Source organism: Caulobacter sp. GW821-FHT10F06 (assembly GCF_058809215.1).
On the sequence record NZ_JBXASK010000001.1, the window covers coordinates 192,004 to 216,753 of the forward strand.

Annotated in this window: 25 protein-coding genes and 1 pseudogene; 9 read left to right on the forward strand and 17 right to left on the reverse strand. The window is 69.1% G+C overall.

What is annotated here, in order from left to right:
* Window positions 1-55 precede the first annotated feature (55 nt).
* On the forward strand, window positions 56-313 hold the full coding sequence (locus tag AC1RUS_RS00880; protein ID WP_492912085.1) for a hypothetical protein: 258 nt from the start codon (window positions 56-58) through the stop codon (window positions 311-313).
* A gap of 15 nt (window positions 314-328) precedes the next feature.
* Here AC1RUS_RS00880 and AC1RUS_RS00885 read toward each other — a convergent pair whose 3' ends face one another.
* Entirely contained in the window at window positions 329-2,704 is a 2,376-nt protein-coding gene (locus tag AC1RUS_RS00885; RefSeq protein WP_492912087.1) for a hybrid sensor histidine kinase/response regulator, read from the reverse strand.
* An 85-nt stretch (window positions 2,705-2,789) separates the two neighbouring features.
* Here AC1RUS_RS00885 and AC1RUS_RS00890 point away from each other — a divergent pair, with 85 nt between their 5' ends.
* Both AC1RUS_RS00890 and AC1RUS_RS00895 read left to right on the forward strand, forming a co-directional pair.
* Window positions 2,790-3,269 carry a Dps family protein gene (locus AC1RUS_RS00890; RefSeq protein WP_492912089.1) on the forward strand — a complete coding sequence of 160 codons (480 nt, stop codon included), beginning with the start codon at window positions 2,790-2,792 and terminating at the stop codon, window positions 3,267-3,269.
* A gap of 6 nt (window positions 3,270-3,275) precedes the next feature.
* Window positions 3,276-4,526 (forward strand): cell wall hydrolase, encoded by a 1,251-nt coding sequence (locus AC1RUS_RS00895; RefSeq protein WP_492912091.1) that lies wholly within the window; start codon window positions 3,276-3,278, stop codon window positions 4,524-4,526.
* 192 nt (window positions 4,527-4,718) lie between these two features.
* Here the strand turns inward: AC1RUS_RS00895 and trxB are convergent, their stop codons facing one another.
* Window positions 4,719-5,729 carry a thioredoxin-disulfide reductase gene (trxB, locus tag AC1RUS_RS00900; protein ID WP_492912093.1) on the reverse strand — a complete coding sequence of 337 codons (1,011 nt, stop codon included), beginning with the start codon at window positions 5,727-5,729 and terminating at the stop codon, window positions 4,719-4,721.
* Window positions 5,730-5,787: 58 nt separating this feature from the next.
* On the opposite strand from trxB, the pseudogene AC1RUS_RS00905 reads away from it, so the two are divergent.
* Together AC1RUS_RS00905 and pseI are read left to right on the forward strand one after the other, a co-directional pair.
* Window positions 5,788-5,952, forward strand: a pseudogene (locus AC1RUS_RS00905) (hypothetical protein); the annotation flags it as partial.
* 94 nt (window positions 5,953-6,046) lie between these two features.
* Window positions 6,047-7,102 (forward strand): pseudaminic acid synthase, encoded by a 1,056-nt coding sequence (pseI, locus tag AC1RUS_RS00910; protein WP_492912095.1) that lies wholly within the window; start codon window positions 6,047-6,049, stop codon window positions 7,100-7,102.
* Between the two features lie 116 nt (window positions 7,103-7,218).
* Here the strand turns inward: pseI and AC1RUS_RS00915 are convergent, their stop codons facing one another.
* The 8 genes from AC1RUS_RS00915 to AC1RUS_RS00950 all read right to left on the reverse strand — a co-directional run bounded on the left by AC1RUS_RS00915 (window position 7,219) and on the right by AC1RUS_RS00950 (window position 14,490).
* On the reverse strand, window positions 7,219-8,010 hold the full coding sequence (locus tag AC1RUS_RS00915) for an SDR family NAD(P)-dependent oxidoreductase (protein ID WP_492912097.1): 792 nt from the start codon (window positions 8,008-8,010) through the stop codon (window positions 7,219-7,221).
* A 114-nt stretch (window positions 8,011-8,124) separates the two neighbouring features.
* Window positions 8,125-8,979, reverse strand: a complete 855-nt coding sequence (locus AC1RUS_RS00920; protein ID WP_492912099.1) for an SDR family oxidoreductase — start codon at window positions 8,977-8,979, stop codon at window positions 8,125-8,127.
* Between the two features lie 206 nt (window positions 8,980-9,185).
* Complete coding sequence (locus tag AC1RUS_RS00925) at window positions 9,186-9,884, reverse strand: WbqC family protein (RefSeq protein WP_492912101.1); 699 nt, start codon at window positions 9,882-9,884, stop codon at window positions 9,186-9,188.
* On the reverse strand, window positions 9,881-11,146 hold the full coding sequence (locus AC1RUS_RS00930; protein WP_492912103.1) for an NAD(P)-binding protein: 1,266 nt from the start codon (window positions 11,144-11,146) through the stop codon (window positions 9,881-9,883). Before AC1RUS_RS00930 ends, AC1RUS_RS00925 begins: the two co-directional genes overlap by 4 nt.
* Window positions 11,143-11,790: a class I SAM-dependent methyltransferase gene (locus AC1RUS_RS00935; RefSeq protein ID WP_492912105.1), complete on the reverse strand. Its 648-nt coding sequence runs from the start codon at window positions 11,788-11,790 to the stop codon at window positions 11,143-11,145. Before AC1RUS_RS00935 ends, AC1RUS_RS00930 begins: the two co-directional genes overlap by 4 nt.
* 129 nt (window positions 11,791-11,919) lie before the next feature.
* The gene (locus AC1RUS_RS00940) at window positions 11,920-12,684 is read right to left on the reverse strand and encodes an EF-hand domain-containing protein (protein WP_492912107.1); all 765 of its coding nucleotides are present in this window, start codon (window positions 12,682-12,684) and stop codon (window positions 11,920-11,922) included.
* Window positions 12,671-13,777 carry a UDP-2,4-diacetamido-2,4,6-trideoxy-beta-L-altropyranose hydrolase gene (gene pseG, locus AC1RUS_RS00945; RefSeq protein WP_492912109.1) on the reverse strand — a complete coding sequence of 369 codons (1,107 nt, stop codon included), beginning with the start codon at window positions 13,775-13,777 and terminating at the stop codon, window positions 12,671-12,673. Before pseG ends, AC1RUS_RS00940 begins: the two co-directional genes overlap by 14 nt.
* Window positions 13,774-14,490, reverse strand: a complete 717-nt coding sequence (locus tag AC1RUS_RS00950; protein WP_492912111.1) for a cytidylyltransferase domain-containing protein — start codon at window positions 14,488-14,490, stop codon at window positions 13,774-13,776. Before AC1RUS_RS00950 ends, pseG begins: the two co-directional genes overlap by 4 nt.
* Window positions 14,491-14,578: 88 nt before the next feature.
* Between AC1RUS_RS00950 and AC1RUS_RS00955 the strand changes: the two genes are divergently transcribed.
* Together AC1RUS_RS00955 and AC1RUS_RS00960 are read left to right on the forward strand one after the other, a co-directional pair.
* Window positions 14,579-14,890, forward strand: a complete 312-nt coding sequence (locus AC1RUS_RS00955; protein ID WP_492912113.1) for a PadR family transcriptional regulator — start codon at window positions 14,579-14,581, stop codon at window positions 14,888-14,890.
* On the forward strand, window positions 14,890-15,444 hold the full coding sequence (locus AC1RUS_RS00960; protein ID WP_492912115.1) for a hypothetical protein: 555 nt from the start codon (window positions 14,890-14,892) through the stop codon (window positions 15,442-15,444). The genes AC1RUS_RS00955 and AC1RUS_RS00960 overlap by 1 nt, the downstream gene beginning before the upstream one ends.
* 13 nt (window positions 15,445-15,457) lie before the next feature.
* Here the strand turns inward: AC1RUS_RS00960 and AC1RUS_RS00965 are convergent, their stop codons facing one another.
* The 3 genes from AC1RUS_RS00965 to greA form a co-directional block, all read right to left on the reverse strand.
* Window positions 15,458-15,754: a GIY-YIG nuclease family protein gene (locus tag AC1RUS_RS00965; RefSeq protein WP_492912117.1), complete on the reverse strand. Its 297-nt coding sequence runs from the start codon at window positions 15,752-15,754 to the stop codon at window positions 15,458-15,460.
* Window positions 15,755-15,936: 182 nt separating this feature from the next.
* Entirely contained in the window at window positions 15,937-17,145 is a 1,209-nt protein-coding gene (locus tag AC1RUS_RS00970; RefSeq protein WP_492912119.1) for a mitochondrial fission ELM1 family protein, read from the reverse strand.
* A 96-nt stretch (window positions 17,146-17,241) separates the two neighbouring features.
* Window positions 17,242-17,715, reverse strand: coding sequence for a transcription elongation factor GreA (gene greA, locus AC1RUS_RS00975; protein WP_492912121.1), 474 nt, complete (start codon window positions 17,713-17,715; stop codon window positions 17,242-17,244).
* 258 nt (window positions 17,716-17,973) lie between these two features.
* Here greA and AC1RUS_RS00980 point away from each other — a divergent pair, with 258 nt between their 5' ends.
* Window positions 17,974-19,062, forward strand: a complete 1,089-nt coding sequence (locus AC1RUS_RS00980; RefSeq protein WP_492912123.1) for a hypothetical protein — start codon at window positions 17,974-17,976, stop codon at window positions 19,060-19,062.
* On the opposite strand, the gene AC1RUS_RS00985 is transcribed toward AC1RUS_RS00980, so the two are convergent.
* The 3 genes from AC1RUS_RS00985 to AC1RUS_RS00995 form a co-directional block, all read right to left on the reverse strand.
* Window positions 19,059-20,663 carry a methyl-accepting chemotaxis protein gene (locus AC1RUS_RS00985; protein ID WP_492912125.1) on the reverse strand — a complete coding sequence of 535 codons (1,605 nt, stop codon included), beginning with the start codon at window positions 20,661-20,663 and terminating at the stop codon, window positions 19,059-19,061. The genes AC1RUS_RS00980 and AC1RUS_RS00985 overlap by 4 nt on opposite strands.
* Entirely contained in the window at window positions 20,660-21,007 is a 348-nt protein-coding gene (locus AC1RUS_RS00990) for a hypothetical protein (protein WP_492912127.1), read from the reverse strand. Before AC1RUS_RS00990 ends, AC1RUS_RS00985 begins: the two co-directional genes overlap by 4 nt.
* A 217-nt stretch (window positions 21,008-21,224) precedes the next feature.
* A complete protein-coding gene (locus AC1RUS_RS00995) occupies window positions 21,225-21,890 on the reverse strand; it encodes a glutathione S-transferase family protein (protein WP_492912129.1) in 666 nt (221 codons plus the stop codon).
* A gap of 99 nt (window positions 21,891-21,989) precedes the next feature.
* Here AC1RUS_RS00995 and AC1RUS_RS01000 point away from each other — a divergent pair, with 99 nt between their 5' ends.
* The gene (locus tag AC1RUS_RS01000; protein ID WP_492912131.1) at window positions 21,990-24,218 is read left to right on the forward strand and encodes a methyl-accepting chemotaxis protein; all 2,229 of its coding nucleotides are present in this window, start codon (window positions 21,990-21,992) and stop codon (window positions 24,216-24,218) included.
* On the opposite strand, the gene AC1RUS_RS01005 is transcribed toward AC1RUS_RS01000, so the two are convergent.
* Window positions 24,204-24,653 (reverse strand): RpiB/LacA/LacB family sugar-phosphate isomerase, encoded by a 450-nt coding sequence (locus tag AC1RUS_RS01005; protein ID WP_492912133.1) that lies wholly within the window; start codon window positions 24,651-24,653, stop codon window positions 24,204-24,206. The genes AC1RUS_RS01000 and AC1RUS_RS01005 overlap by 15 nt on opposite strands.
* Window positions 24,654-24,750 lie beyond the last annotated feature (97 nt).

Sequence of the window (24,750 nt, forward strand, 5' to 3'; positions counted from 1 at the left end):
AAGTTGAGGCGGTTGCGAAGGTCGCTTAGGGTCAAGCTCCAGCCGGGAGACGCCCATGGCCGACAAGGAAATCTGGTTCGAATATGTGCGCACTCCGGGGCGGATCTCGGCGATGCCCGTGCACTGGAAGGGCTGGCTGATCTTTCTAGCCATCTGCTCGGCGCCGGGCCTGGGCGCGCTGGCGATGGCGCGCTGGGTTCCGGGCTTCAGGCCCGAGCACGTCTTCCTCTACCTGCTGGCTTCGTTCGTGGTGGTGTTCGGGCTGGTGGCCGTCCTTCTGAAGACGCGCGGACGGCGGCGGCGGGCCCCGTGAGGCTTTCCGCTCACGCTAGTGCGGCCGAGCCTCGGTGAGCGCCCTCGCCAGGCTGTCCAGCGAGAAGGGCTTGTTGAGGAACGGCCAGGCGCCGGCCTCGGCGCGGCCTTGGTCTCCGCCGGTATAGCCCGAGCACAGCACCACCGGCAGGCCGGGACGCGAGCGGGCCAGGTGTTCGGCCAAGTCTACGCCGCTCTGGCCGCCCGGCATGATCACGTCGCTGAGCACCAGCTCGATGGCCCGGTCCTGGTCCAGGCGCTCCAGCGCCTCGGCCACCCCGCCGGCCCGCACGACGGTGTGTCCCAGGTCGTGCAGCATGGCGTCGACCAACTCGGCCACCTGCGGGTCATCCTCGACCAGCAGCACGTGCGAGGGCGACTGCCCGCCGATGTGGTCGACGGGCGCGGTGTCGACGCCGTCGCCGGCCGCCTCGGCGATCGGCAGCAGCATGGCCACCGTCGCCCCCTGGCCGGGGCGGCTCTCAATGTCGACCGAGCCGCCGCTCTGGCGGGCGAAGCCATAGACCTGCGAGAGGCCCAGCCCCGTGCCTTCGCCAGGGGCCTTGGTGGTGAAGAACGGCTCGACGGCCCGGGCCAGGGTGGCCGCGTCCATGCCGATGCCCGTGTCGCGCACGGCGACGCGCAGATACTGGCCCGGCTGCAGGTCGCCGGACGCCTTGGCCAGGGTCACCGGGCGGGACTCGATGCTGACCTCGCCGCCGGCCGGGGTGGCGTCGCGGGCGTTGACCACTAGGTTCAGCAGGGCCGCCTCGAACTGGCCGGAGTCGATCAGGGCGTTGCGCACCCCGGTCCCCAGCCGGAGATTGAAGGTGTAGGAGTCGCCCAGGGCGCGGCGCAGCAGGCCCTCGCTCTCGGCGATCAGTCGGTCGACGCGACAGATCTCGGGCCGCAGCGGCTGACGGCGGGCAAAGGCCAGCAGATGCTGGGTCAGCTTCTCGCCGCGCTTGGCGGCGGCCATGGCGGCTGGGATCATCCGGGCGCGGCGGGCCGCGTCGTCGGGATTGCGCTCGACCACGTCCAGCGCCCCGATGATCACCGTCAGCAGGTTGTTGAAGTCGTGGGCCACGCCGCCTGTCAGCTGACCGATGGCCTCCAGCTTCTGCGACTGGAACAGGGCCGCCTGGGCCGCGTCGCGCTCGGCCACGGCCGCGTCGACCCGCTCGGCCAGCAACTCGTTGACGCCGGTCAGCTGGGCCTGCGCCTCCTTAGTGTCGGTGACGTCGAAGGCGATGCCGATGAAGCCGTCGAAGGCCCCGTCCGGATCGAAGCGCGGCTGGGAGAAGGATTTCAGCCAGCGCACCTGATTGTCGGCGCGCCGATAGCGGCCTTCCAGGGTGAACGGCTTGCGGCTGCTCTCGCCGGCGATCTGGGCCTTCAGAATGCTCGGCAGGTCGTCGGGGTCCAGCCGGGTGCGCCAGTCCAGGGTCAGGGCCTCGTCATAGGGCACGCCCGCGAACTCGACATAGGCCTGGTTGACGAAGTCGCGCTGGCCGCCGGGCCGCGACACCCACATCAGGGCCGGGGCGCTGTCGGCCAGGCTGCGGAAGCGGGCCTCGCTCTCGCGCACCTGGCGATCGACCCGGTGGCGGTTGGTGGCGTCAAAGTTCAGGCCCAGGATGCGGACGGCGCGGCCGGTCTCGTCGCGGACCACCTCGCCCCGGCTGTAGACCCAGCGCTCGCCCTCGCCGGCGTGGGCCAGGCGGTGCTCGACCTCGTAGATCGCTCCGGACTTCAGAGCCGTGCGGAGGGTGTCGCCGGCATAGGCGTGGTCCTCGGGATGGACCAGCCGGCCCAGGACCTGCCAATCCACGACGCTGTCGGCGGCCAAGCCCAGATTCTCTCGCGCCTTGGGCGACAGGTAGAGGGTGTCGCTGACGACGTCCCAGTCCCATGGACCGACGCCGGCCGCCGACTGGGCGAACTGCAGCCGCACCTCGGCGTCCTGCTGCACGCGCCGGGCCTGCGCCAGGCCGTGGATGGCCCCGCGCAGGCCCTGGCAGACGGTGAGGGTGAAGCCGGCCGAGATCAGGAAGATCACCATGGTGGCGATCTCGTCGTCCGACATCGGCTCGGCGAAGCGACCGCTCCACAGCCAGAAGCCGAAGGTCGCGCCCGAGACGATCGGGACCAGGCCCCAGCGCCAGCCGGCATAGAGGGTGACCAGCACCACGGCGGGGAAGAAGGGCTGGGTCGCGCCGACTCCGCCGCTCAGGCCCAGCAGGGCGATCCGCATCAGGACGGCGGCCAGAACGGCGATCAGGGCGGCCGCCGCGCAGCGCCAGAAGGGCGGCGGAACCGGAGGGATCAGCCACGCGCTGATGAGCGCGTGAAGTCGTGCGCGCTCTTCGGAGACCACCGATGGGGCGTCCATTGCCACCTTTGTCGCTCCCCAGCCAAACAAGGCTTGCCAAGAGCATGGACGAGCTTACCTAGAACACGCAACACGGGAGATTGTCATGGCCTCCACGCCAAACACCGGACTGTCCGCCAAGCAACGCTCGGATATCGCCTCGGCGCTCAACAAGGTGCTGGCTGACAGCTATGCGCTCTATCTTAAGACGCACGGCTATCACTGGAACGTCCGCGGCCCCAACTTCCAATCCCTGCACGTTTTGCTCGAAGGGCAGTACCAGGATGAATGGGCGGCGCTGGACGACATCGCCGAACGCATTCGCGCTCTGGGCGAGTTGGCTCCGCAGGGCTACGCGGCCTTCGGAAATCTTTCCAGCATCAAGGACGGCGACCCGGAACAGGACTGGGAAGGCATGTTCAAGGAGCTGAAGACCGACAACGAGACGGTCATCGCCACCCTGCGCGCGGCCTTCCCGGTGGCCGACGAGGCCGGCGACGAGGCCACGGCCGACCTGTTGACCCAGCGCCTGACCGCGCACGAAAAGCACGCCTGGATGATCCGCTCGACCTTGGGCGTGAAATAAGCCTTCGTGCTGCTGCGTCATCCAACGGGCCTGCCCATCAAGGCCGCCGCGGGGCTTCTCGCCCTCGGCGGCCTTTCCGCGTGCGCCACCTATTACGTGCCCAGCGGGTACGGGCGCGAGGCGGGCATGGCGCGGATCACGCGCAGCTTCACGGACGCGGGCCTGGCGCGCTACGTGGCCAACATGGATCCGGCGATGCTGGCCCTGGCCAAGCGCCACGATCCCCGGCCGCACAAGGACTATTGGGGCCGGGTCGAGGGCTGGGAGCGAATCGACATCAAGAAGATTCCGCGCCTGGGCGACATCACGCCCGACTTCGACGAGGCGCGGCTCATCAACGCCCTGAAGCCCGTCGCGCCTGAAGCGGTCGAGGCGGCCAGGCCGTTCTACCTGAAGGCCAGCACCGACGACGGCGCCAAGGCCCTGCGCTGCCTGACCCAGGCGGTCTATTTCGAGTCCGCCTTCGAGCCGATCGAGGGGCAGCAGGCGGTGGCTCAGACGGTGCTGAACCGCCTGCGTCACGCCGGCTATCCCAAGTCGGTCTGCGGCGTGGTCTATGAGGGCGCGGCCCGGGCCACCGGCTGCCAGTTCAGCTTCACCTGCGACGGCTCCCTGGCCCGCGTGCCCAACCCCACCCTGTGGGCTTCGGCCGAGTTCGTGGCCCGCAAGGCGCTGGGCGGCTTCGTGATGAAGGACATCGGCGTGGCCACCCACTACCACGCCAGCTACGTGGCGCCGTATTGGGCTCCGACCCTGGTCAAGCTCAAGCAGATCGGCCAGCACATCTTCTATCGCTGGACGGGGCCGTCGGGTACGTTGAAGGCCTTCAACGGCAAGTATCGCGGCGGCGAGGACGTCACCGCCGACATCCTGCTGGCCGCCGACGCCCGCACCCTGGAGGCCGCCCCGCCCGAGGCCCGCGCCGCCGGCTCGGTGGTCGACACCGCCGTCCTCGCCCAGGCTCAGGCCGCCGGCCTGGTGCCCACCAACTTGGCGCCGGGCGCGCAGCTGACCGTGACCCAGGACCCCAACGCGCCCGGCGGCGAGCGCCTGCGCGCCGAAGGCGTCATCGCAGGCCGCCGCATCCCGACGCCGGAGGAGATCGCCGAGATCAACAAGTCGCTCGACAAGCTGCCCGAGGTCGCCGCCGACCCGGCCAAGGCCCCGCCCGTCGTCGACGCCCCCAAGGCCCCGGAAAAGAAGAAAAGCTACTTCGGCCGCCCGCCGCTCTCGGATCGTCCCAGAACGCCGATGTAGGGGCAGGCTTGGGGCGGAGCGGAAAGGTCGTGCGTCCTTCGAGGCTCGGCTGCGCCTCGCACCTCAGGATGAGGCATGAGCAGCGACAAAGCTCCTCATCCTAAGGTGAGCGCTCCTAAGCGCGCCTCGAAGGACGCATGACGCCGACGGCTCTATTGGTTCGAGAGCCGACTTCGGCCCTAGGCTAAAGCCTCACCAGACGCCGATCTTCTCGGCCTCGTGGTGGCTGATGGGGTGGTGAGCCTTCTTGTGGTCTTCCTCGGCCAGGAAGCGGACGGCCTCAAGCGCCGCCATGCAGCCCATGCCGGCCGCGGTGACGGCCTGGCGGTAGATGTCGTCGGTGACGTCGCCGGCCGCGTAGACGCCTGCGATCGCCGTCGAGGCCGTGCCCGGCTTGACCGACAGATAGCCGCCGGCGTGGGTTTCCAGCTGGTCCTTGAACAGCTCCGACGACGGCGCGTGACCGATGGCGATGAAGACGCCGTCGCACTTCAGGTCCGTGGTCTCGCCGGTCTTGACGTTCTTCAGGCGAACGCCCGTGACGCCCATCGGATCGGTGTCGCCGGTGACCTCGTCGATGGCGCTGTCCCAGACCACCTCGATCTTCGGGTGGGCCAGCAGGCGCTCCTGCAGGATCTTCTCGGCCCGCAGTTCGTCCTTGCGGTGGACCAGGGTGACCTTGCTGGCGAAGCTGGTCAGGAACAGGGCTTCCTCGACGGCCGTGTTGCCGCCGCCGACCACCACGACCTCCTTGTTGCGGTAGAAGAAACCGTCGCAGGTGGCGCAGGCGCTGACGCCGAAGCCCTGGAACTGGCTCTCGCTGTCCAGGCCCAGCCACTTGGCCTGGGCGCCGGTGGCGATGATCAGGGTCTCGGCCAGCCACTCCTGACCGCTGTCGGTCTTGATGTGGAACGGGCGCTGGGACAGGTCGGCCGACAGCACGATGTCGCTGACGAACTCGGTGCCGACATGCTCGGCCTGGGCCTTCATCTGGTCCATCAGCCAGGGGCCCTGGATGACGTCGGCGAAGCCCGGATAGTTCTCGACGTCGGTCGTGATGGTCAGCTGGCCGCCCGGCTGGATGCCGGCGATCAGCACGGGCTTGAGCAGCGCGCGCGCGGCATAGATGGCGGCGGTGTAGCCGGCGGGACCCGATCCGATGATCAGGCAGCGGGTGTGGCGGGGTTCGGAGGAGGTCGACATGGCGGAAGATATAGTGTCGATTCCGGATTAGCGCGATGGCCGCGACACGGGGGAAATGATGAAAGCTGCGGGTCTTCCGATCGGTATGGGCGCGGGCATCGCCATCGGCGTCGCCTTGGGCGCGGCCCTGGGCAATATTGGTCTTGGCATCAGCCTGGGCGTCGCGATCGGCGGCGGGTTGGGCGTGATGCTGATGGCCATGGGCATCGCCGCCGAAAAGAAGAAGGCCAAGGACGACGAGGTGAAGTCCGGCGATTGACGCCTCATCCACCTTTCAGGGGTTAAACTGGCGGCAACCACGTTTCGGGTGATCCGTCATGTCCGCCTCTCCCTCCATCACCATCGCCGGCCGCGAGATCGGCGCCGACCATTCGCCCTATGTGATCTGCGAGCTGTCGGGCAATCACAACGGCAGCCTCGAGCGCTGCCTGACCATGGTGGACGCCGCCGCCGCGACCGGCTGCGACGCGATCAAGATCCAGACCTACACCGCCGACACCATCACGCTCGACGTCGACCGGCCCGAGTTCAAGATCCATGGCGGGTTGTGGGACGGCCGCACCCTGTACGAACTCTACGAAGAGGCCCATACGCCGTTCGAATGGCACGCGGCGATCTTCGAGCGCGCCAAACAGCGCGGCGTGACGATCTTCTCCAGCCCGTTCGATGAGACGGCGGTCGACCTGCTCGACAGCCTGGGCGCGCCGGCCTTCAAGATCGCCTCGTTCGAGGCCGTCGACATCCCGCTGATCCAGTACGCCGCCAGCAAGGGCAAGCCGCTGATCATCTCGACCGGCATGGCCAACCTGACCGAGATCGAGACCGCCCGCGAAGCCGCACTTAGCGCCGGAGCGGCCGGTGTGCTGCTGCTGCACTGCGTGTCGAGCTATCCGGCGACCTTCGCCGACGCCAATGTGCGAACCGTCGCCGACATGGCCCAGCGCTTCGGCTGCCCGATCGGCCTCTCGGACCATACGCCGGGCACGGCCGCCTCAGTGGCGGCGGTTTCGGTCGGCGCCTGTGCGGTCGAAAAGCACTTCACCCTCGCCCGCGCCGACGGCGGTCCGGACGCGGCGTTCAGCCTGGAGCCCGTCGAGTTCAAGGCCTTGGTCGACGACACCAAGAACGCCTGGGCCTCGCTGGGCCGCGCCCACTACGACACGCTCGGTTCGGAGGCGACGAGCCTGCTGTTCCGCCGCTCGCTCTACGTGACCGCCGACGTCAAGGCCGGCGAACCCCTGACCCGCGCCAACGTCCGCTCGGTCCGCCCCGGCAACGGCCTGCCGCCCGCCGACCTGGACAAGGTCCTGGCCGGCAAGGCGTCCCGCGACCTGACGCGCGGCGAGCCGCTGGACTGGTCGATGGTCCAATAAATTTGTCATCCCGGCCGCAGCGAAGCGGAGAGCCGGGACCCAGGGACCAGTGCAGTGCGGTTGCCCCTGGGTCCCGGACAGCCTCTGCGAGGCTTCCGGGATGACACGTAATTTTCTTACGCGATCGTCGTAACCAGCCCGCCTTCGGCCTTCAACGACGCCCCATTGGTCGCGGCCGACAGCGGGCTCGCGACATAGGCGGCGAGGTTGGCGATTTCCTCGGCTTCGATCATCCGCTGCAGCAGCGAAGCCGGGCGGTGCTGCGCGAAGAACTCGGCTTCCAGCTGTTCGAACGGCGCCGTGGGGTCTGTCGAGACGCTCTTGAGGAAGTCGACGATGCCTTCCGAGCGGGTCGGGCCCGGCAGGATCGAATTGACGGTCACCTTGGTGCCCTTGGTGGCCTGGGCCATGCCGCGGGCGACGGCCAATTGCGCGGCCTTGGTCATGCCGTAGTGGACCATCTCGCCGGGGATCGCCAAGCCGGACTCGCTGGAAATGAAGATCACCCGGCCCCAGTTGCGCTCCAGCATGCCGGGGAAGTAGCCGCGCGCCAGGCGCACGCCGCTCATCACGTTGACGTCGAACAGGGTCTGCCAGTCGGCGTCGGTGATGTCGGCGAAGGCCTTCATCTCGTAGATGCCCAGGTTGTTGACCAGGATGTCGACCTTGGGCGCGGTCTTCAGCAGGGTCGCGGCGCCGTCCGCCGTCGCGGCGTCAGCCAGGATGCCCGACACCTTGGCCCCGCCCGAGGCGCGGATGCTGTCGACGGCCTCGTCGAGCTTGGCCTGGCTGCGGCCAGTGACGATGACGTCGGCGCCTTCGGTCGCCAGTTTGCGGGCGATTTCCAGGCCGATGCCGGCGGTCGATCCAGTGACCAGGGCGGTCTTGCCAGTGAGTTGCAGGTCCATGACGGTGGCTCCAGTGCCAGTGTTTGTCTGAGGCCTAGGTGGGCGCGGCCAAGCCTCACCACTACCGGTCCGTCGCGACTTGGAATTGTGAGTTCAAATCATCGATTGGATCCGTTAAGCGCCGGGAAGCAGTCCCAGCCGCTTGCCGACGATCCTATCCAACGTCCGCTTGGGCAGGACGCCGGTCATCAGCACCTGGAACGGGTCGGGCGAGACCACGTAGCGGGTTTTGGGGCTTGGGGTTGTCAGGGCGGTGTGAACGGCCTCGCCGATGCGCTCCGGCGGCAGGCCCGACTTGCCCAGCGACAGCATGAACGCCTTCATCCGGGCGAGAGCGGGTGCGTAGACGGTGTTGGCGTAGCGAGTGACGTCGACGCTGTCGGCCTTGTCCCAGATCGGCGTGGCCACCGCGCCCGGCGCGACGATCACCACGTCGACCCCGAACGGCAGGAGCTCGCGGCGCAGGGATTCCGACAGGCCCTCCAGCCCGAACTTGGTGGTGCAATAGGGCCCCATGAACGGGTTGGCGTTCTTGCCGCCGACCGAAGAAATGTTGACGATCCGGCCTGGCGTGCTCGCGCGGGCGCCGCCCGCGCCCAGCAAAGGCGCGAAGGCCTGGGTGGCGATGACCACCCCGGTCAGGTTGACTTCCAACTGCTGGCGAAACTCGTCGACGGGCAGGTAGAGCAGGGGCCCGGCGAAGGCGACGCCGGCGTTGTTGACCAGGCCCGCCAGGGTCTGCCCGGCCAGGGCGGTCTCGACCTGCCTGGCCCCCGCGGCGACGGCGGCCTCGTCGGTGACGTCGAACAGCAGCGGGGTGAAGGCCTCGCCGAACTCGGCCTTCAGGCGCGCGGCGTCGGCCTGTTTACGGACGCTGCCGAAGACATGGAAGCCCTTGGCGATCAGCACCTTGGCGCTGGCCCAGCCGATGCCGGTGGACGCGCCGGTGACAACGACGGATTTCCGCATGGTGGTGGCCTCCCCTTGTTGGCGGGGAGGATGAGGCAAGTGAACGGCGTTATCCAGAGTTGGCGCTCGACGCCCCCTCCGTCACGATGCGTATTTGCATCGCGCCACCTCCCCCGCTTCGCATGGGAGGAGGAAGCGCTTCTTCTCCTCGCCCGTGAAACGGGGGAGGTGGCGCGGCGCCGATAGGCGACGTGACGGAGGGCGTGCTAGGCCGTCGGCGACACCAGCGCCGCCGTCCCAGCCCAGCCCACATTCATCAGCGCGTCCACAAACCCCATGAACGGCGTGAACTCCCCGCCGCCTTGCGCATACACCACCGACCGGAAAGACTGGAACCGCGCCGGGAAACCAGCCGCCGCGAACACGCCGTCCTCTTCCATGTAGTCCGCCGAGCCCATCGGCGAGACATAGGCGGTCGCCTCCACCGCCCGGCAGATCGCCAGCAGATGCTCCGACCGCGCGCCGTCGGCGCCCAGCGTCGAGGCCCGCACGAAGCGCGGCGCGACACCCATACGCTCCGCCGCCGCTTGGATCATGCCGCAGGTCAGGTCGGCCAGCTTGCCGTCGCGATGCAACGTCAGCTGTTCGGAGACGAACGCGAACCCCTCTGCGAAGCCCGGCCGCTTGCCATAGGCGTGGCGCATCGCGGCCAAGTGCTTGTCGCGCCAGCCCTGGCTATCGTCGATCTCGATCTCTGAGATGGGCGTATCGCGGTCGTGCTTCCTGACGGGGACCGTCAGCATCAGCTCGCCATTGGCGGTGAGGATGCGGTTGCGCGACTGCCACGAGCGGCGGGCGAACTGCACGTCGTCCAGGAACACGAAGACGTCGCTGGCCGCCATCAGCTGGAAATAGCCCAGATACGGCAGGTAGGTCGGCTGCATGATCGCGGCCGTTACGGTCATCCCGCTTTCGCCAGGGCCGGCGCGCCTTCCCGGGCCGCGAGCAGGGCCGCATTGACCTCGGCCAGCTTGGCGGCCTTGGCGTAGGGCTCCCAGGCGCCGGGGATGAAGCTTCCGCCGAAGCGCGCGGACAGTTCACCGCGCAGGGCCTTCAGCCCGTCGATGGCGGCGATCGAGTGGTAGATCCAGCGCGGCTGGACGGCGCTGTGCAGCAGGGCGCCGACCTTCAGCGACCCGAAGCCCGACAGCAGCACCCGCATCTCTGTGGGCAGCTTGGCCAGATCCGTCTCGCGCACGCATTCGGCCACGGCCAGTTTCTGCCCGCCGCTCTCGTAGAGATAGACGCGGAAGGCTGCGCCCTGGGCGGTGAAGTTCTGGACATAGACCGGGCAGGGCCCGTCGAACTCGACCGCGAAGACGTAGGTGGCGAAGCTCTTCTTGATCAGGTTCGGCGTCGCCAGGCCCAGGGGCTTGAACAGCGGCGTCGGATTGGCGGCCCAGACCACGGTCTCGTCGCGATCGGGCGCGGCCAGCAGGGCGCGGGGCGAGACCAGGGCGTTCAGCTCGACCTTGACGCCCAGCTTCGTCAGCGACCGGTGCAGGGTGTCGAACAGGGCGGCGAAGCCGCCGGCCGGAAGGGTCGCGGTCAGGTTGGCGGTGCGACCCGACAGCCCGCGCGGAATGGCATAGAGCTCGTCCGCCCACGGATTGGTCGCCTTGGCGTGGGCTAGCTCGGTCAGATCGGCGGCGGCCGGGAACACGCGGTTGATGGCCAGCGGAATGGCGGCGTCGGCGTGCACCGTGTCGAGGTCGGCCTCCAGGTGCCAGCGGCAATAGTCTTCCAACTGAGCGGCGATGATCTCGGGATAGGCGGCGATGCGCGCGCCCAGGCTGTCATTGGCCGGCTTGCCGATCTTGCTGACCGCGCAGTCGACGGCGGGACCGCCGAAGTCCCAGGTGAAGACCCGGTGGCGGTCGACGCCCAGGCTGACCGAGCCGAAGCGGTTGTCGAAGGTCTCGAACTTGGCGCCGTGCGCGCTCAGGGTCTCGACGATCGGATCGCTTCTCCCTTGACTGTCGGGGCCGCCGAAATAGACGCAGCCGTCGCGCATCTCCTGGCCGTGGATCACCTTGGGCCGGGCCACGCCGCCCAGGGCCTCGAAGCGCTCCTGCAGCGTGATGTCGCGCCAGCCCAGGCGATGGGCCTCGAAGGCCGCCAGTATGCCGGTCAGGCCGCCGCCGACGATGCGGACCTTGTCGCTCACGAGACGCTCCCCCAGACCACGAGGTCGCTGTTGGGCGCCACGCGCACGCCGTTCTGGATGTTGTCGAACGACACCTTCAAGGCCGTGGGCTCCGTCAGGCCCAGCTCGTCGACCAGGCGCTTCACCAGACCATCGGCGGTGTAGAAGAGATTGAACAGACCCGCCTCGCCGGTTTCCGGCGTGCTCAGACGCCAGCCGTTGGGCTCTTCCGCCACGCCCTTGCCGCAACGATAGTCGTCGACCAGGCGCGTGCGCACGAAGACCTCGGCGCCGGGCGCCAGCCTGGCGCGGGCGGCGGTCAGCACGGCCTTGGCCTGGGCGTCGGTCAGGTAGCAGAGCAGGTTGGGGATCAGCAGCGCGTCGATCGGCGTCTCGCCCAGCTCGGGCAGGCCCAGCGACAGGTCGGCGCGGATCAGCTCGACCTTGCCGTCCAGATTGAAGGCCGCGTCGTCGAGGGCGGCCTGCGAATAGTCGACGTCGGTCAGCGACCAGCCGTAGGCGGCGTAGAGCGACAGATTGTTGCCCGTACCGCCGCCCAGTTCCACCACGCGCCCGGTGCGCTGATGCAGGCCGCGTTTGAAGAAGTGCCGGGCGACGAATTCGTCCGGATACTTCAGGCCACGGATGTCGGGCAGGGGGGGCATGGTCGGGAGACTCGGCTATTTGATCGGGGGAGAATCCGGTCCAAGCGCCGAACGTTTGGTTAACAGCCCTTAGGTCTTAAGGCGCAGTTTGTCGCAGGGACCCGGCCGAGGGCCGGGTCCCTGGCCCGATCACGACGGGGTGACCTCGTCCAGCGTCAGGACGCCGTCGTGATTGGCGTCGAGCCGCGCGAACCGGGCGCTGGCCTTCTTGCGCATCTGGACGATCGTGGCGTCCAGTTTCGAGGTGGGCGCCTCGGTCTTGATCCGGGCGATCATGGCGTCGGACGGGGTGGAGCCCTCGACATATTCGGCCTCGGTCAGGCGCTGGTCCTGGTCCTTGTCGGCGCGCCGGAACAAGGCTCCGGCCGAGCCGACGCGCATGGCGCGATACTCCTCGAAGCTCAGCTTGCGGTCGCCGTTCGTATCCAGGCGGGCGATGGTCCCGGCCGGGTCCGGCTTGCTCGACACCTTGCGCACGCCGCCCTCGGGCATGGCCGCGGCGGCGGCCGGCGAGACCTTCCGCCTGGAGAAGATCATCCCGTCCTCCGGCGGCTTGAACTCCGCGGCGGTGATGAAACCGTCCTTGTCGGCGTCCAGGGCGGCGAAGTCTTCGCGCAAACTGGTGGCCTGACTGGTGGCGGGCGTCAGGATGACGACGGCGCCGAACAGGCCGGCGGCGGCGAGGGCGGGGTAGACAAAGGTTCTGCGGATCATGACGGCTTTCTCCGATGTGAGGATTTCAACCGGACGCGCCAGATAGTCTTCGATGAAGTCGCGGATGAGGTCGCTGGCCGCGCGGTTCTCCATTTCGCAGCGCTGCATGAAGTCGCGTTTCATGCCGTGCGGAAGGCGGACCTGAAGGGTTTCGGACTTCTTGGCTTTACGGGTCATCATCGAAAGATTGCTGGCGTTCCGGGACCGCAGGCAAGCGTCGATCCGCGCTGACGGAAACAGCCGAGCCGTCCGGACGCCAGCCCGATCTTGTACGTACAGGCGGTTTCAGGCGCTCATGGGCGAGGAAGGCCTTGGCCACCCGCTGGGCGCCGTCGCCGTCGCAGACCTGCGCGCTGGCGGCCGAAAGCGACGCGCGCAGGGCCGCATCGCCGATCAAGCGGTCGATCTGGACGCCGAACGCCGTGTCGAAGTCGGCGTCGGACACGTCCAGGCTCGGGCTCGCCCCCGCGACCTCCAGCGCCGTGGCCGCCGCTATCTGGTTGTCGGCGAGGATCAGGGTCAGGGTCGGCAGGGCCAGGATGCAGCGCTCCCAGCTGGTCGAGCCGCCGGCCCCGACCGCGAGGTCGGCCCCGAGCGTCAGGCGCGGCATCTCCTGGGTGTCGACGTGCAGGGTCACGCGCGGATCGTCCAGCGCGCGTAGGCGGGCAAGGCTGGGCGCGCCGCTGCCCAGCACCACGTCCAGGGCGATGTCGCCGACGCGGGCGAGCAGCAGGTCGACGACCCGGCTGGTGATCCCGCCGATGTCGGTCAGGCCCAGGGAGATCAGGAGGCGCCGCACCGGACCGCCAGCCGCGCGGCGCGTCAAGGCCGCCTCGCGCAGGGCGGGGAAGGCCGGCCTCACCGGGGCATGGTTGGGACCCAGCAGCAGGATCGCGCCAGGCGGGGTCAGGCCGGCATAGTCCTCGGCCCGGCGCGCGGGGCCGGCGTCCAGCACGATGTGGGCCTCCAGCGGCCGGTTGGCGAGATCGTCGATCACCAGGCTTGGCCGACCCCGGGCGCAGGCGCGGTGGTCGGGCGCGGCCAGGCCGTAGTGGTCGAAGACCAAGGCGTCGAAAGGCTCGTTGGCGACGGTGCGCAGCGTGTCGGGCGCGAAGGCGTCCAGCACCGTCTCGACCGCCGGTCGGGCCAGGAAGGCGCATTCGGCCCCGGCTTTGGCCAGGGCGCCGGCCAGGGTCAGGGACCGCATAACATGGCCGCCGCCGACGTCGGGGCCGGCGTCGCAGACGAACAGGATGCGGGGGCTCGCCCTCATCCGCGCCGGTCGCCGCCGTAGTCGGCCAGGTCGGGCCGTTTGGCGACGAAGGCCTTGATGTCGGTCGAGGTGAAGGCGCGGTTGGTGGGGTAGAGGGCGTCATAGACCGCCGCCACGAAGGCGTAGTCGTCGGGCCGGTCGACGGTCCAGCGGATGGCGTCCTGACCCGGTTCGGCCGGCAGCCAGGCGATCTTCCACTGGTCGGGATTGTTCCAGACGTCCCAGGTGACGTGCTCGCGCGCCTCCTGGCTATCGGCCTCGCGCGCCGCGCGGCGCAGGCCGGCGGCGGTGATCACCTCGACGTCCAGCCCCTTGGGCCAGGCCGCGCCGTCCGGGCTGTTGCTGGCGTAGTCGGCGCCGGTCGACAGGTGCAGGTCGATGGTCGCGTCGATCAACTCGGGATCGGCCAGTGGGCAGTCGGCGGTCAGGCGCACCACGTGATCGGCGGGGTGGGCGTCCAGCGCGCCGACGAAGCGTTCGAGCACATTGTCGAGCGGCCCGCGATGCACGGCGATCCCCTCGCGGCGCACGGCGGCCTCGATGGCGTCGTCGGCGGGTTGGTCGCTGGTGGCCACCACCAGCCTGTCGATGCGCCGCGATCGGGCCACCCGCTCGATCTGCCGCACGATCATCGGCTCGCGCAGGATCGGCATCAGCACCTTGCCCGGCAACCGGGTGGAGCTCATGCGGGCCTGGAGGACAGCGAGGATCATGCGCCCTGTTTAGCGCGCTCTCCGGCCTTGCCCAACCCCGTTCGCCGAGCCGCCTTGACGGATATCTCTACCTATGTAGATTTTGTGCATGGCCACCTCCGCACGCCGCCTTTCGCCCCAGACCCTCGCCGTGCTCGCGGCGCTGAACGCCACGCCCGGCGCGTGGCGCTACGGGTTGGAGATCGCCGCCGAGACCGGCCTGAAGTCGGGCAGCCTGTATCCGATCCTGGCGCGACTGCACGACCGGGGGCTGCTGGAGAGCCAGTGGCTGGAGCCCGAACGGCCCGGCCGTCCCGCCCGCCACGCCTATCGCCTGACCGGAGCCGGCAAGGCGGCGCTGCGTGCGGCGGCGTCTCCCGCGCTCACGTCCCCCACGTTTTCGACGCAAGGAATTGGCTGATGGCGCACGCCCTGCCCCGCTGGATCATGACCCTGGCCGTCCGCGCCGCTCCGGCCGCCCGCCGCGATTTCGCCTGCGCCATGGCTGAGGAGTTCGAAACGCTGGAGGGCGGCCAGCTGGGCTGGGCCTTCGGTTGCCTCACGACGGCGACGGCCTGGCGTCTGCGGGCCGACGGCCTGTTCCTGGCGGTGGTGGTCGCAGCGGGCCTGGCGCTGGACCAGATCATGTTCCTGCCCTTCCTGGTCCTGCCGGGCGACCTGATTCACGCCATCGCCTATTACTACTGGCTGATCTTTCCGGCCGCGGCCTGCGGGCTGCTGGCGCTGTGGCGGCCGGGCTACGCCTATCCGGCGGCGATCGTCGTCTTCCTGATCCGCGAGGCGCTGAGCGCGGCGATGCTTCTCGCCATGGCCGGCGGACGCCTGAATCCCGGATGGCACATCATGGACGCCCCGCCCATCGTCGGCTTCAGCGCGGTGCTGGGCTGGTCCCTGCTGGGCGCGGCCATCGGTCGGACGATCGGGCGGCGACGGATGGCCCAGCTCTCGCACTAAGAAGGTCAGGGTTTCAAGACAGGCCGGGATAGAGGTCTTCCCAGAGCGGGTTCTCGCGCTCGATCAGGTTGATCTTCCACTGGCGCGGCCAGCGCTTGAGGCTGCGTTCGCGCTGATAGGCGGTCGCAATGTCGTCCTGCGGCTCGTACCAGACGAGGGTCTTGACGCCGTACTTCCGGGTGAAGCCGGGGATGTGGCCTTCGCGGTGCTCCCAAATGCGGCGGTTCAGGTCGCCGCTCATGCCGATGTAGAGCGTGCCCAAGCGTTGGCTGGCCATGATGTAGACGGCAATATAGCGATCCTCTCTCATGGGTTGAGTCTATGTGAAGCTTCAATCTATGCAACAGGCCTGTTTTCCTAGGCCTTGTGCCTAGGACCCATGGGTTGGTCTTGTTGTTGAGCTTTCGGCGCGCCCCGCCTGTGTTGCGCGCGATTGGCGTCTCAAAGCGCATGGACGCCATGGGTCCTAGGCACAAGGCCTAGGAAAACAGGTTACTGGACTTTCGGAGCGGCTTTCGCGCGCGGTTTGCGCGGAGCCTTGTGCGTCGCGTCCACCCTAGCCTCCGCCGTCGCGGCCACGGCCGCCTTGGCTCTCGGTTTGCGGGCGGGCTTGGGGACGGGAGGCGGCGCGGGTTCCTCGGCCGGCGCCGGAGCAGTTTCGACCACGACCGGCTCGACCACCGTCTCGCCCCGCATCCGCGCCAACACTTCGCGGGCCGCGCGGCCGGTTTCGTCGACGGGCTCGTAGGTCCAGCCGTGGAAGGCGCCGCCGTAGGGACGCGCCGCGCCCTGGCGTTCCAGTTCCTCGTGGAAGAGCCGGAACTTCAGGCTGGAGCCGTCCAGCTTCAGGATGAACACCGGCTTGCCTGTCGAGGCGGCCTCGGTGGCCATGTTGGTGGAGTCCTCGGTGACAAGGATGTAGTCGGCCGCCGCCAGGAAGGCGAAGTAGGGGTTGGCGCCTTCGCCGTCCCAGACCATGCCGGGCAGGTGGCGGAGGCGGGCGGCCAGCAGGGCGCGGGCCGGGTCGGGCGTGCGCCGCGAGAAGGTCATCAGCAGGCTGCCGCCGTCCTGCTCCAGCGGGATCTGGATCGAGTGGGCGATCTGGGCGGCCCGCTCGCTGGGCAGGTCGAAGGCCTTGGACTTGCCGCCGATCAGCACCGCCACGCGCGGGTGGGGCAGGGCGTCGATGCGGTCCTTGAACTTCTCGTATTCGCTGGCGAGCCGCTGGCTCGTGACCCGGTGCGGCGAGCCGGTGATCGACAGGATGTTGTCGCCCGACAGGCGGTCGTGTTTGGGCGGGATCACTAGGTCGAACATGTGCGGGGGCACCCGCGGGTCCTGGATCTGGGTCACGAAAGTCTTGCCGCCCGACCAGCGCTTGGCGCGGATCGACAGGGGCAGGGTGGCGCGGCCGGCGGCGATCCAAAGGTCGGGCCAGGGCCCGTTGATCTCGCTCTCGGGGGTAAGCCAGCGGCGCGGGAACCAGTTCAGCCACCAAGGCAGGCGGCCGATGCGGCCGGTCCAGCCGACCCGCTTGATCTCGATCTGGACGGGAACGCCCTGGGCGCGCGCTTCGCGGGCCACCGCCTCGGACAGGCCCACGGCCTGGGCCTCGATGCCGGCGCGGCCGTCCGAGATTGCCCAGATCGTCAGGGGCGAGGCGGTCGGCTGGGCCGGAGCGGGTTGCGCGGGTTTCTTCAAGACGTGTTCCCGACGAGCACGGTCATGCAAACAAGGCCGCCCCCGAAAGGGCAGCCTCGCTCATGGTCTCGCTTTATGGCGTGGGTAGGGCGAGCCCTACAGCCACTCCACCTTGAGGATCTCGTACGCCTTCACGCCGCCGGGCGTGTTGACCTCGACCACCTCGCCGACTTCCTTGCCGATCATCGCGCGCGACAGCGGCGAGCTCAGCGAGATGCGGCCCGACTTCACGTCGGCCTCGTGGTCGCCCACGATCTGGTAGCGCGCCTCTTCCTCGGTGTCCTCGTCGACGACGCTGACCGTCGCGCCGAACTTCACCTGGGTGCCCGACAGTTTCGAAACGTCGATGACCTGCGCGCGCGCGATCTTGTCCTCGATCTCGGCGATGCGGCCCTCGATCCAGCCCTGACGTTCCTTGGCCGCGTGGTACTCGGCGTTCTCCGAGAGGTCGCCGTGGGCGCGCGCCTCGGAAATCGCCGCGATCACAGCGGGTCGCTCGATCGTCTTCAAACGCTTCAGTTCATCGTCGAGGGTTTGATAACCCCCGGCGGTCATCGGCACTTTTTCCATTGCGGATTTTAGCTCGGTTCGCCTTGGGAGGAGTATTCGTCCCGTCGCTGGCGCTCGCGACCGGGGGCTGGGAGGATAAGAGGCGCGTTCAGGATAAGCAAGGGGGCGACGGCTACCGTTACGGTAAGGTCGCGCTTGCAGCCTAAGCTTGACTATTAATCGCCATGTGCAACCCTGGGTGAAATTCTCGGGGAGGGTGTCATGGCGTCCAAGGCAGTCCCAGAGCGTAGTCCCGCCGACGAGGCCCGTGTTCAGGAGATGGGCCGGATCGTCTTCATCATTTGGTTTGTTGCAGGCTTCGCGGCGCTAAGCGCGATCGCGATCGGCTTCGGCGGCTATTTTCAGGTCGTCGGTCTATCTATCTTGGTGGGGCTGGCCGCGTGCACCGTTGGCTTCGCTTTGGGCTTCATCTTCGCCATTCCCAGGGCCCGAGACGGCAATGAACAGGCGGCGAGCGATCCTGCGGCCGAAAGCGGCGCGGCGGAGGGCGAAGCGGCCGCCGGCGACGCCCCCGCCAAGAGCACGGGGAGAGGCAAGGAATACCTGCGGACCAATTCCAACCTGGTGCGGATTTCCGACTGGCTGACCACCATGCTGGTGGGCGTGGGTCTGACCCAATTGAACCAACTGCACCAGACGCTGAAGATGTTCGGCCTGTTCCTGCGCGAGGCCTATGGCCCGTGCGCGGCGAGCGCCAAGATCTGCCCGGCCGGTGATGTGCTGGTCGCACTGGGGCCAGCGATGTTGGTGTTCGGCGCCTTCGCCGGGTTCCTGTTCATGTACCTCTATACCCGGCTGGTGCTGGTGAAGCTGCTCAACACTATCGAGGGGGATCTACGGGGCGACGGCCTGGACCAGCGGCTCAATTCCGCCACGGCGGCCAAGGTGCTGACGGCGACCGGTTCCCCTGTGGCCGCGACGAACCTGACGAGAAGCGGCGGCGTGACCGCTGGGCTGAACGTGGGCGCGGCTCTGCAACTAATGCTGGCGGCCCTCTACAAGGATCCGCCGACCAGCTTCCTCGAAACCCTGAAGATCGCCGGCGCCCTGACCAACACCAGCGCCGAAAAGCAGGCGATCTACTGGTTCTATCAGGCGGCGGCCTTCGGCCAGAAGCACGCCTATCTGCTGGACAAGGAACTCCACGGCGGAAAGATCGAGCCCGAGGTCAAGGGTGACGCCGCCTCCGCCAGGGCCAATGCGTTGGACTGCGCGCGCCAGGCCGTAGCCTTGGACCCCAGCATGCGCGCCCGGCTCAAGTCCCTGACGGGCGAGCAGGGCGACAACGATCTCTACACGCTGGCGACCGATCCGGAATTCCTCGCGATCGTTGCGTCCGCCGCCTAGGCCCGCAGCCGCGCCGGGGCCTTTTGGGCGTCGGTCGGCAGCTGGAACTGGGCGACCAGCTGGGCCAGTTGCGAGGCGTCCTCGTTGAGGGCGCGCGTGGCGGCGGCGGTCTGGTCGACCATACCGGCGTTCTCCTGCAGCACCTGGTCCATCTGGTTGACGGCGGTGTTCACCTGCGAGAGGCCCTGGGCCTGGTGATGGGCCGAGGCGGCGATGTCGGAGACCAGGCTGTCGATCTCGGCGATCTGCGAGACGATGCGGTCCAGGGCCTCGCCGGTGCGGCCGACCAGGCCGACGCCCGTCTCGACCTGCTGGGTCGAGGTCGAGATCAGGGCCTTGATCTCCTTGGCGGCTTCGGCCGAGCGCTGGGCCAGGGCCCGGACTTCCTGGGCGACGACCGCGAAGCCCCGGCCGCTCTCGCCGGCGCGGGCGGCTTCGACGCCGGCGTTCAGGGCCAGCAGGTTGGTCTGGAAGGCGATCTCGTCGATAACGCCGATGATCTGGGTGATCTGGCCCGAGCTCTTCTCGATCGCGCCCATGGCCGAGACGGCCTCGCCGACCACCTCGCCCGAGCGGCGGGCGTCGTCGCGGGCGCGGGCGACCACGGCGGCGACCTTCTGCGCGCCCGAGGCGGTCTGGCCGACGGTGGCGGTGATCTCGTCCATGGCCGAGGCGGTTTCCTCGAGATTGGCGGCCTGGCGTTCGGTGCGGTGCGAGAGGCTGACGGCGGCTTCGGCGATCTGGTCCGAGCCTTGGCGCACGCCCACGACGCGGCCGTCGATGATCACTAGGGCGTCGCCCAGCTTGGCCACGGCGGCGTTGAAGTCGGCGCGGAGGGTCTCGTAGGCCTCGGCAAAGCGCTGCTCCAGCCGGATGCTGAGGTCGCCCTTGGCCAGGCGGGCCAGGCCGGCGGCCAGGGCGTCGACGGCGTCGGCGCGCTGCTGCTCGGCGCGCGCCTTGGCCTGGGCGTTCTGGACGCGGTTGGTCTCTTCGGAGCGGCGGGCGTCCTCGGCGGCGTCGTTGGCGGCGCGGGCCTGGCCGACGGCGTCCTCGGCCTTGGCGCGGGCCTTGTTGGCCACGGCGAACATGTGGTTGACGCTGGAGGTCACGGCGATCAGGGCGCCGGCCTCGACGATCAGGATCACGGCGTGGACGATCACGCGGCCCAGGCTGGCCGAGCCGGGGAACACCGCCTGGGGCAGCAGGTAGGAGAGGCCCAGATGGTGGACGGCGACGGTCGCGGCGGCGGCGGCGATGACCATCCAGTCGCAATAGACCACCAGCAGAGCCAGGGCGGCGAAATAGGCCATGTGCATGTCGATCTGCCAGGCGTGACCGCCCATGGCGGCGACCAGCATCGAGACCTGGGCCATCAAGGCCACGCCGGTCAGGGCCCGGCCGGTCGAGCCGGTCCCGGCGAACTTCAGGGCCAGGGTCGAGCCGGCGGCGGTCAGCAGCGAGGCGATCGTCACGCCCAACAGATCATCGTGGACCGACAGGCGCGCGACCACGACCACGGCCGTCATCAGCCAGGTCAGCAGCACGATCAGCTTGCCGCCGGCTTGGCGTTGCGCGTCGAGGCTGGAGAAGGCGAAGGTCATGAGTGGGCTTCCTTGGGCGCGCAAACGCCCGCCATGTCGGGATCCAGAACGATCAGCGCGCCGGCCGAGCGCGCGCGCCGGGCCAGGTCGCTGGGGTCGCCCCGCAGGATGATGATGAAGGGCGCGCCGCCGGCGGCGGCGATGTCGCCGATCGCGCCGGCCGCCGCTACCGTCTGGGCCGGGCTCCACCAGGGCGGAAACACGGCGGCGACGCGCGAGGGGTCGCGGGGCGCGGCGTTGACGGCGAAGGCGGCGAACAGCCCGGAAAATATAGCTAAGGTTGTGGCCAGGAGCGGACCGATCGCGATGGTCTTTTCGCCCGTCGCTGTCGTCGTCTGCGCCAAGGTCCGATCTCGCGAGTCTCAGTTCGGAGTAATGTCCGAAGTCGCGATCCAATTGGCCAAACTATGGTTTTTTAAGTCTTAATGTCCGCTGAGCTGCGGCAATGGGCCACTCTGGGAGCGGCGGGTTTTCCGGAAATCCAACAATCCTGCTTCCCTAGGCGCGAGGCCAGGAAAACAGGATCTGTAGGTCGGAAAGCGCGAGAGCGCTGATGCGATCCTACGCCGCGTAGTCGTACGGTCCGCCGCGCCGCAGGGCCTCCCGATAGGCCGGGCGGGCGTGGATGCGGTCGAGGAACGCCTTCACATGCGGGCGCGAGGCCGCGCCGGCGCGGGAGGCTCCGGCTTCCAGCGGGAAGCTCATCATGATGTCGGCGGCGGTGAAGTCCGGACCGGCGAACCACAGCGACTTGGCCAGCTCGGCGTCCCAGTAGTCGACATGGGTCTTCAACTGCGGCTCGACGAAGCCCTTCAACGCGCCGTTGGCGATGCCCTTGACCAGCCCCTTCAGCAAGCCGGGGGCGCGGGCGGGTAGGGCGGTGAACACCAGCTTCAGCAGCAGCGGCGTCATGGCCGAGCCCTCGGCGTAGTGCAGCCAGTAGGTGTAGCGCAGGCGGTCCTTGCCGCCGACCGCCGGGATCAGCCGGCCCTGGCCATAGGTCTCGATGACGTACTCGATGATCGCGCCGGTCTCGGCGATGGTCTTGTCGCCGTCGGTGATCACCGGCGACTTGCCCAGCGGGTGGACGGCCCGCAGCTCGGGCGGGGCCAGCATGGTCTTGGCGTCCCGCTCGTAGCGCTTGACCTCGTAGGGCAGACCCAGCTCCTCAAGCAGCCAGATGACGCGCTGGCTGCGCGAGTTGTTCAGGTGATGGACGACGATCATGGGACGGTTCCGGTTCGACTTTGGTCGAACGATGGTTCGACGTTCAGCATTCCGCAAGCTTCCCCGACGTTCACTCCCCGCCTGAGTCGGGTTGGGGTTGTGCGTATGAGTGGAGCGTTCGGACGCTTGTCGTTGGCCGGCAAGCTGATGGCGGCCGGCGGGGCGGCGCTGGGGGCGCTGCTGATCGCGGCCTCGCTGCTGATCTCCTGGCAGAGCGGGCGCGCCGTGCGCACCCTGGCCGAGCGCTACGCGGCCAGCATGACCAGCGAGGCGGCCCAGGAAATCAAGAACGACCTCGACGACGCCGACGCGGTGGTGCGCTCGGCCGCCGGCATGTTCGGGGCCACCTACGCCGCCGGACAGCGCGACCGGGCCGCCTACATGAGCGTGCTCAAGCCCGTCGCCACGGCGTCGCGGACGATGCTGGGCGCCTGGCTGATGTTCGAGCCCGAGGCTCTGGGCAACGACGCCGCCGCCGCCGGCAAGGCCGAGTTGGGCTCGACCCCGCAGGGCCGCTTCGTCGGCTACTGGGTGCGCGACGGCGAGACCCTCACCGCCGAGCAGGGCGAGGACGACGAGTTCAACCAGGATTTCTACACCACCAGCTTCAAGAGCGGCCAGCCGGCGATCCTCGAGCCCTATTCCGACAACGTCGCCGACGGCGGCGTGCAGAAGATGGTGCTGATGACCTCGATCACCTATCCGGTGGTCGTCGATGGCCGCACGGTCGGGGTGATGGGCGCTGACCTGGCCCTGGACGACATCGCCAAGCGCCTGACGGCCCTGCGCCCGTTCGACGACGGCCGCGCCATGCTGGTCTCGCCCGGCGGCCTGTGGGTCAGCCATCCCGAGGCGGCCCTCAGGATGAAGCCCTATGCCGATCCGGGGCTGGACAAGGTCAAGGCCGCCATGGCCAGCGGCAAGCCCGTGGTCGTCGACGGCGTGAAGATCGGCGGCCGCAAGGCTGAGCGGCTTGTGGCTCCTGTGCGCCTGGCCTCCGGCGCGACCTGGGCCATGGTGGTCGACGTCACCGAGGACGCCCTGCTGGCGCCCGCCCGCAAGCTGGCGATGGGTCTGGCCATCGGCGGCCTGGTGCTGCTGCTGGCGGCCCTGGCCGTGTTGGCGGTGGCCTCGCGCGCCGTGATCGCCAAGCCGCTGCTGGCCCTGCGCGGCGTGGTCGGCCAGCTGGCTGCGCACCGCTATGATCAACCCGTGACCGAAGCCGCGCGCGCCGACGAGATCGGGGCCATCGGCCGGGCGCTGGAAACCCTGCGCCTGGAGCTCGCCCGCGCCCAGGCCGCCCGCGAGGAGCAGGAGGCCCTGCGCCGCACCGCAGACGCCGATCGCGACCGCGCCGCCGCCCTGTCCCTGTCCATCGACGAACAGACCGACGTGGTCCGCCAGGTCGGCGAAGCCTTGGCCGCCGTCGCCGAGGGCGATCTGGGCCGCCGGATCGCCGGGCCTTTCGCGCCGGTCTATGAGCCGCTGCGCGCCGACTTCAACACCGCCGTCGCCACCTTGGAGCAGGCCATCGGCGAGATCGCCGAAGCCACGTCCGCGATCGGCGGGGCCGCCGAGACCCTCAGCGAGGCGTCGGGCGAGCTGGGCCGCCGCACGGCCCGTCAGGCGGCCGGCATCGAGCGGGCCGCCGGCTCGCTGAACGCCATCACCCAGGCCATGGACCACGTGGCCGGCGGAGCCGACGAGACCCGCCGACTGGTCGCCGAGGCCCGCGGCGAGGCCGACGCCGGCGGGGCCGTGGTGGCCCGCACGACAGACACCATGGGCGAGATCGACGCCTCCACCCGCCGTATCGGCGACATCGTCGGCCTGATCGACGAGATCGCCTTCCAGACCAACTTGTTGGCCCTCAACGCCGGCGTCGAGGCTGCCCGCGCGGGCGAAGCCGGGCGCGGCTTCGCGGTGGTGGCCCAGGAGGTGCGAGCCCTGGCGGTGCGCTCGGCCGGTTCGGCCAAGGAGATCAAGGGCCTGATCGCCGAGTCCGAGACCAAGGTCGGCGCGGGCGTCGGCCTGGTGAGCCGCACCGGCGAGGCCTTGACCGGCGTGGCTGGTCGCATGGCCGACATCGACGCAGCCGCCACCCGCATCGCCGGCTCGGTGCGCGAGCAGACGCAAGGCCTGGGCGCCGTCAACGCCGAGGTCGCCGAGATGGAGCGCTTCACCCGCGAGAACGTCGCCATGGTGGAGCAGACCCAGGCCGCCGACGCCGCGCTCGCCGACCAGGGCGCGCGGCTGGCCGAGCTGGTCGGACGGTTTCGGCTAGGGCGCGGGGCGGCGGCGAAGGCCTTGCGCTCAGAGGCCGCCTAGAGCGATCAGCGCATCGCGACGCTCGGCGTACCGGCCGCCGAGGAAGTCTGTGCTCAGGAAGGCCTGCAGAATCGCCAGCGCCTCGTCCTGGGGCGTGAAGTCCGCGCCGAGCACCAGCACGTTGGCGTCGTTGTGCGCGCGGGTGGTCCGGGCCATAGCGACGCTGCCGCACAGCGCCGCGCGCACGTGCCGATACCGGTTGGCGGCCATGGCCATCGCCTGGCCCGAACCGCAGATCAGGACGCCGAAGCGGACCGGGTCAGCCTCAAGTTCCGTCGCCAGCGCTCGGGCGTAGTCCAGCGCGTCGCAGCGGTCTGCGTCATGCGCGCCGAGATCTTTGGGCGCATAGCCGTTCCGCGCCAGCCAGTCGACGAGCTGGGCCTTCAGCACAAATCCGCGGTGGTCCGCGCCGATGGCAATCAGGATCTGACTCATGCGCCATCCTAACCCAGCTGGCCGAGCGCGCTCACAGGGCCTCGTGACCCGCATAGACCGTGCGTCCTTCGAGGCCCGCTATGCGGGCGCCTCAGGA

Bases quoted from the DNA above. Each gene is read 5' to 3' on its own strand.
- AC1RUS_RS00965 (WP_492912117.1), bottom strand. From the start codon at position 15,754: ATGAGAGAGGATCGCTATATTGCCGTCTACATCATGGCCAGCCAACGC.
- pseG (WP_492912109.1), bottom strand. From the start codon at position 13,777: ATGAGGGCGAGCCCCCGCATCCTGTTCGTCTGCGACGCCGGCCCCGAC.
- AC1RUS_RS00915 (WP_492912097.1), bottom strand. From the start codon at position 8,010: ATGGACCTGCAACTCACTGGCAAGACCGCCCTGGTCACTGGATCGACC.
- AC1RUS_RS00940 (WP_492912107.1), bottom strand. From the start codon at position 12,684: ATGATGACCCGTAAAGCCAAGAAGTCCGAAACCCTTCAGGTCCGCCTT.
- AC1RUS_RS00995 (WP_492912129.1), bottom strand. From the start codon at position 21,890: ATGATCGTCGTCCATCACCTGAACAACTCGCGCAGCCAGCGCGTCATC.
- AC1RUS_RS00890 (WP_492912089.1), top strand. From the start codon at position 2,790: ATGGCCTCCACGCCAAACACCGGACTGTCCGCCAAGCAACGCTCGGAT.
- pseI (WP_492912095.1), top strand. From the start codon at position 6,047: ATGTCCGCCTCTCCCTCCATCACCATCGCCGGCCGCGAGATCGGCGCC.
- AC1RUS_RS00960 (WP_492912115.1), top strand. From the start codon at position 14,890: ATGGCGCACGCCCTGCCCCGCTGGATCATGACCCTGGCCGTCCGCGCC.
- AC1RUS_RS00885 (WP_492912087.1), bottom strand. From the start codon at position 2,704: ATGGACGCCCCATCGGTGGTCTCCGAAGAGCGCGCACGACTTCACGCG.
- AC1RUS_RS00880 (WP_492912085.1), top strand. From the start codon at position 56: ATGGCCGACAAGGAAATCTGGTTCGAATATGTGCGCACTCCGGGGCGG.
- AC1RUS_RS00925 (WP_492912101.1), bottom strand. From the start codon at position 9,884: ATGACCGTAACGGCCGCGATCATGCAGCCGACCTACCTGCCGTATCTG.
- AC1RUS_RS00950 (WP_492912111.1), bottom strand. From the start codon at position 14,490: ATGATCCTCGCTGTCCTCCAGGCCCGCATGAGCTCCACCCGGTTGCCG.
- AC1RUS_RS00985 (WP_492912125.1), bottom strand. From the start codon at position 20,663: ATGACCTTCGCCTTCTCCAGCCTCGACGCGCAACGCCAAGCCGGCGGC.
- AC1RUS_RS01005 (WP_492912133.1), bottom strand. From the start codon at position 24,653: ATGAGTCAGATCCTGATTGCCATCGGCGCGGACCACCGCGGATTTGTG.
- AC1RUS_RS00980 (WP_492912123.1), top strand. From the start codon at position 17,974: ATGGGCCGGATCGTCTTCATCATTTGGTTTGTTGCAGGCTTCGCGGCG.
- AC1RUS_RS00920 (WP_492912099.1), bottom strand. From the start codon at position 8,979: ATGCGGAAATCCGTCGTTGTCACCGGCGCGTCCACCGGCATCGGCTGG.
- AC1RUS_RS00955 (WP_492912113.1), top strand. From the start codon at position 14,579: ATGGCCACCTCCGCACGCCGCCTTTCGCCCCAGACCCTCGCCGTGCTC.
- trxB (WP_492912093.1), bottom strand. From the start codon at position 5,729: ATGTCGACCTCCTCCGAACCCCGCCACACCCGCTGCCTGATCATCGGA.
- AC1RUS_RS00935 (WP_492912105.1), bottom strand. From the start codon at position 11,790: ATGCCCCCCCTGCCCGACATCCGTGGCCTGAAGTATCCGGACGAATTC.
- greA (WP_492912121.1), bottom strand. From the start codon at position 17,715: ATGGAAAAAGTGCCGATGACCGCCGGGGGTTATCAAACCCTCGACGAT.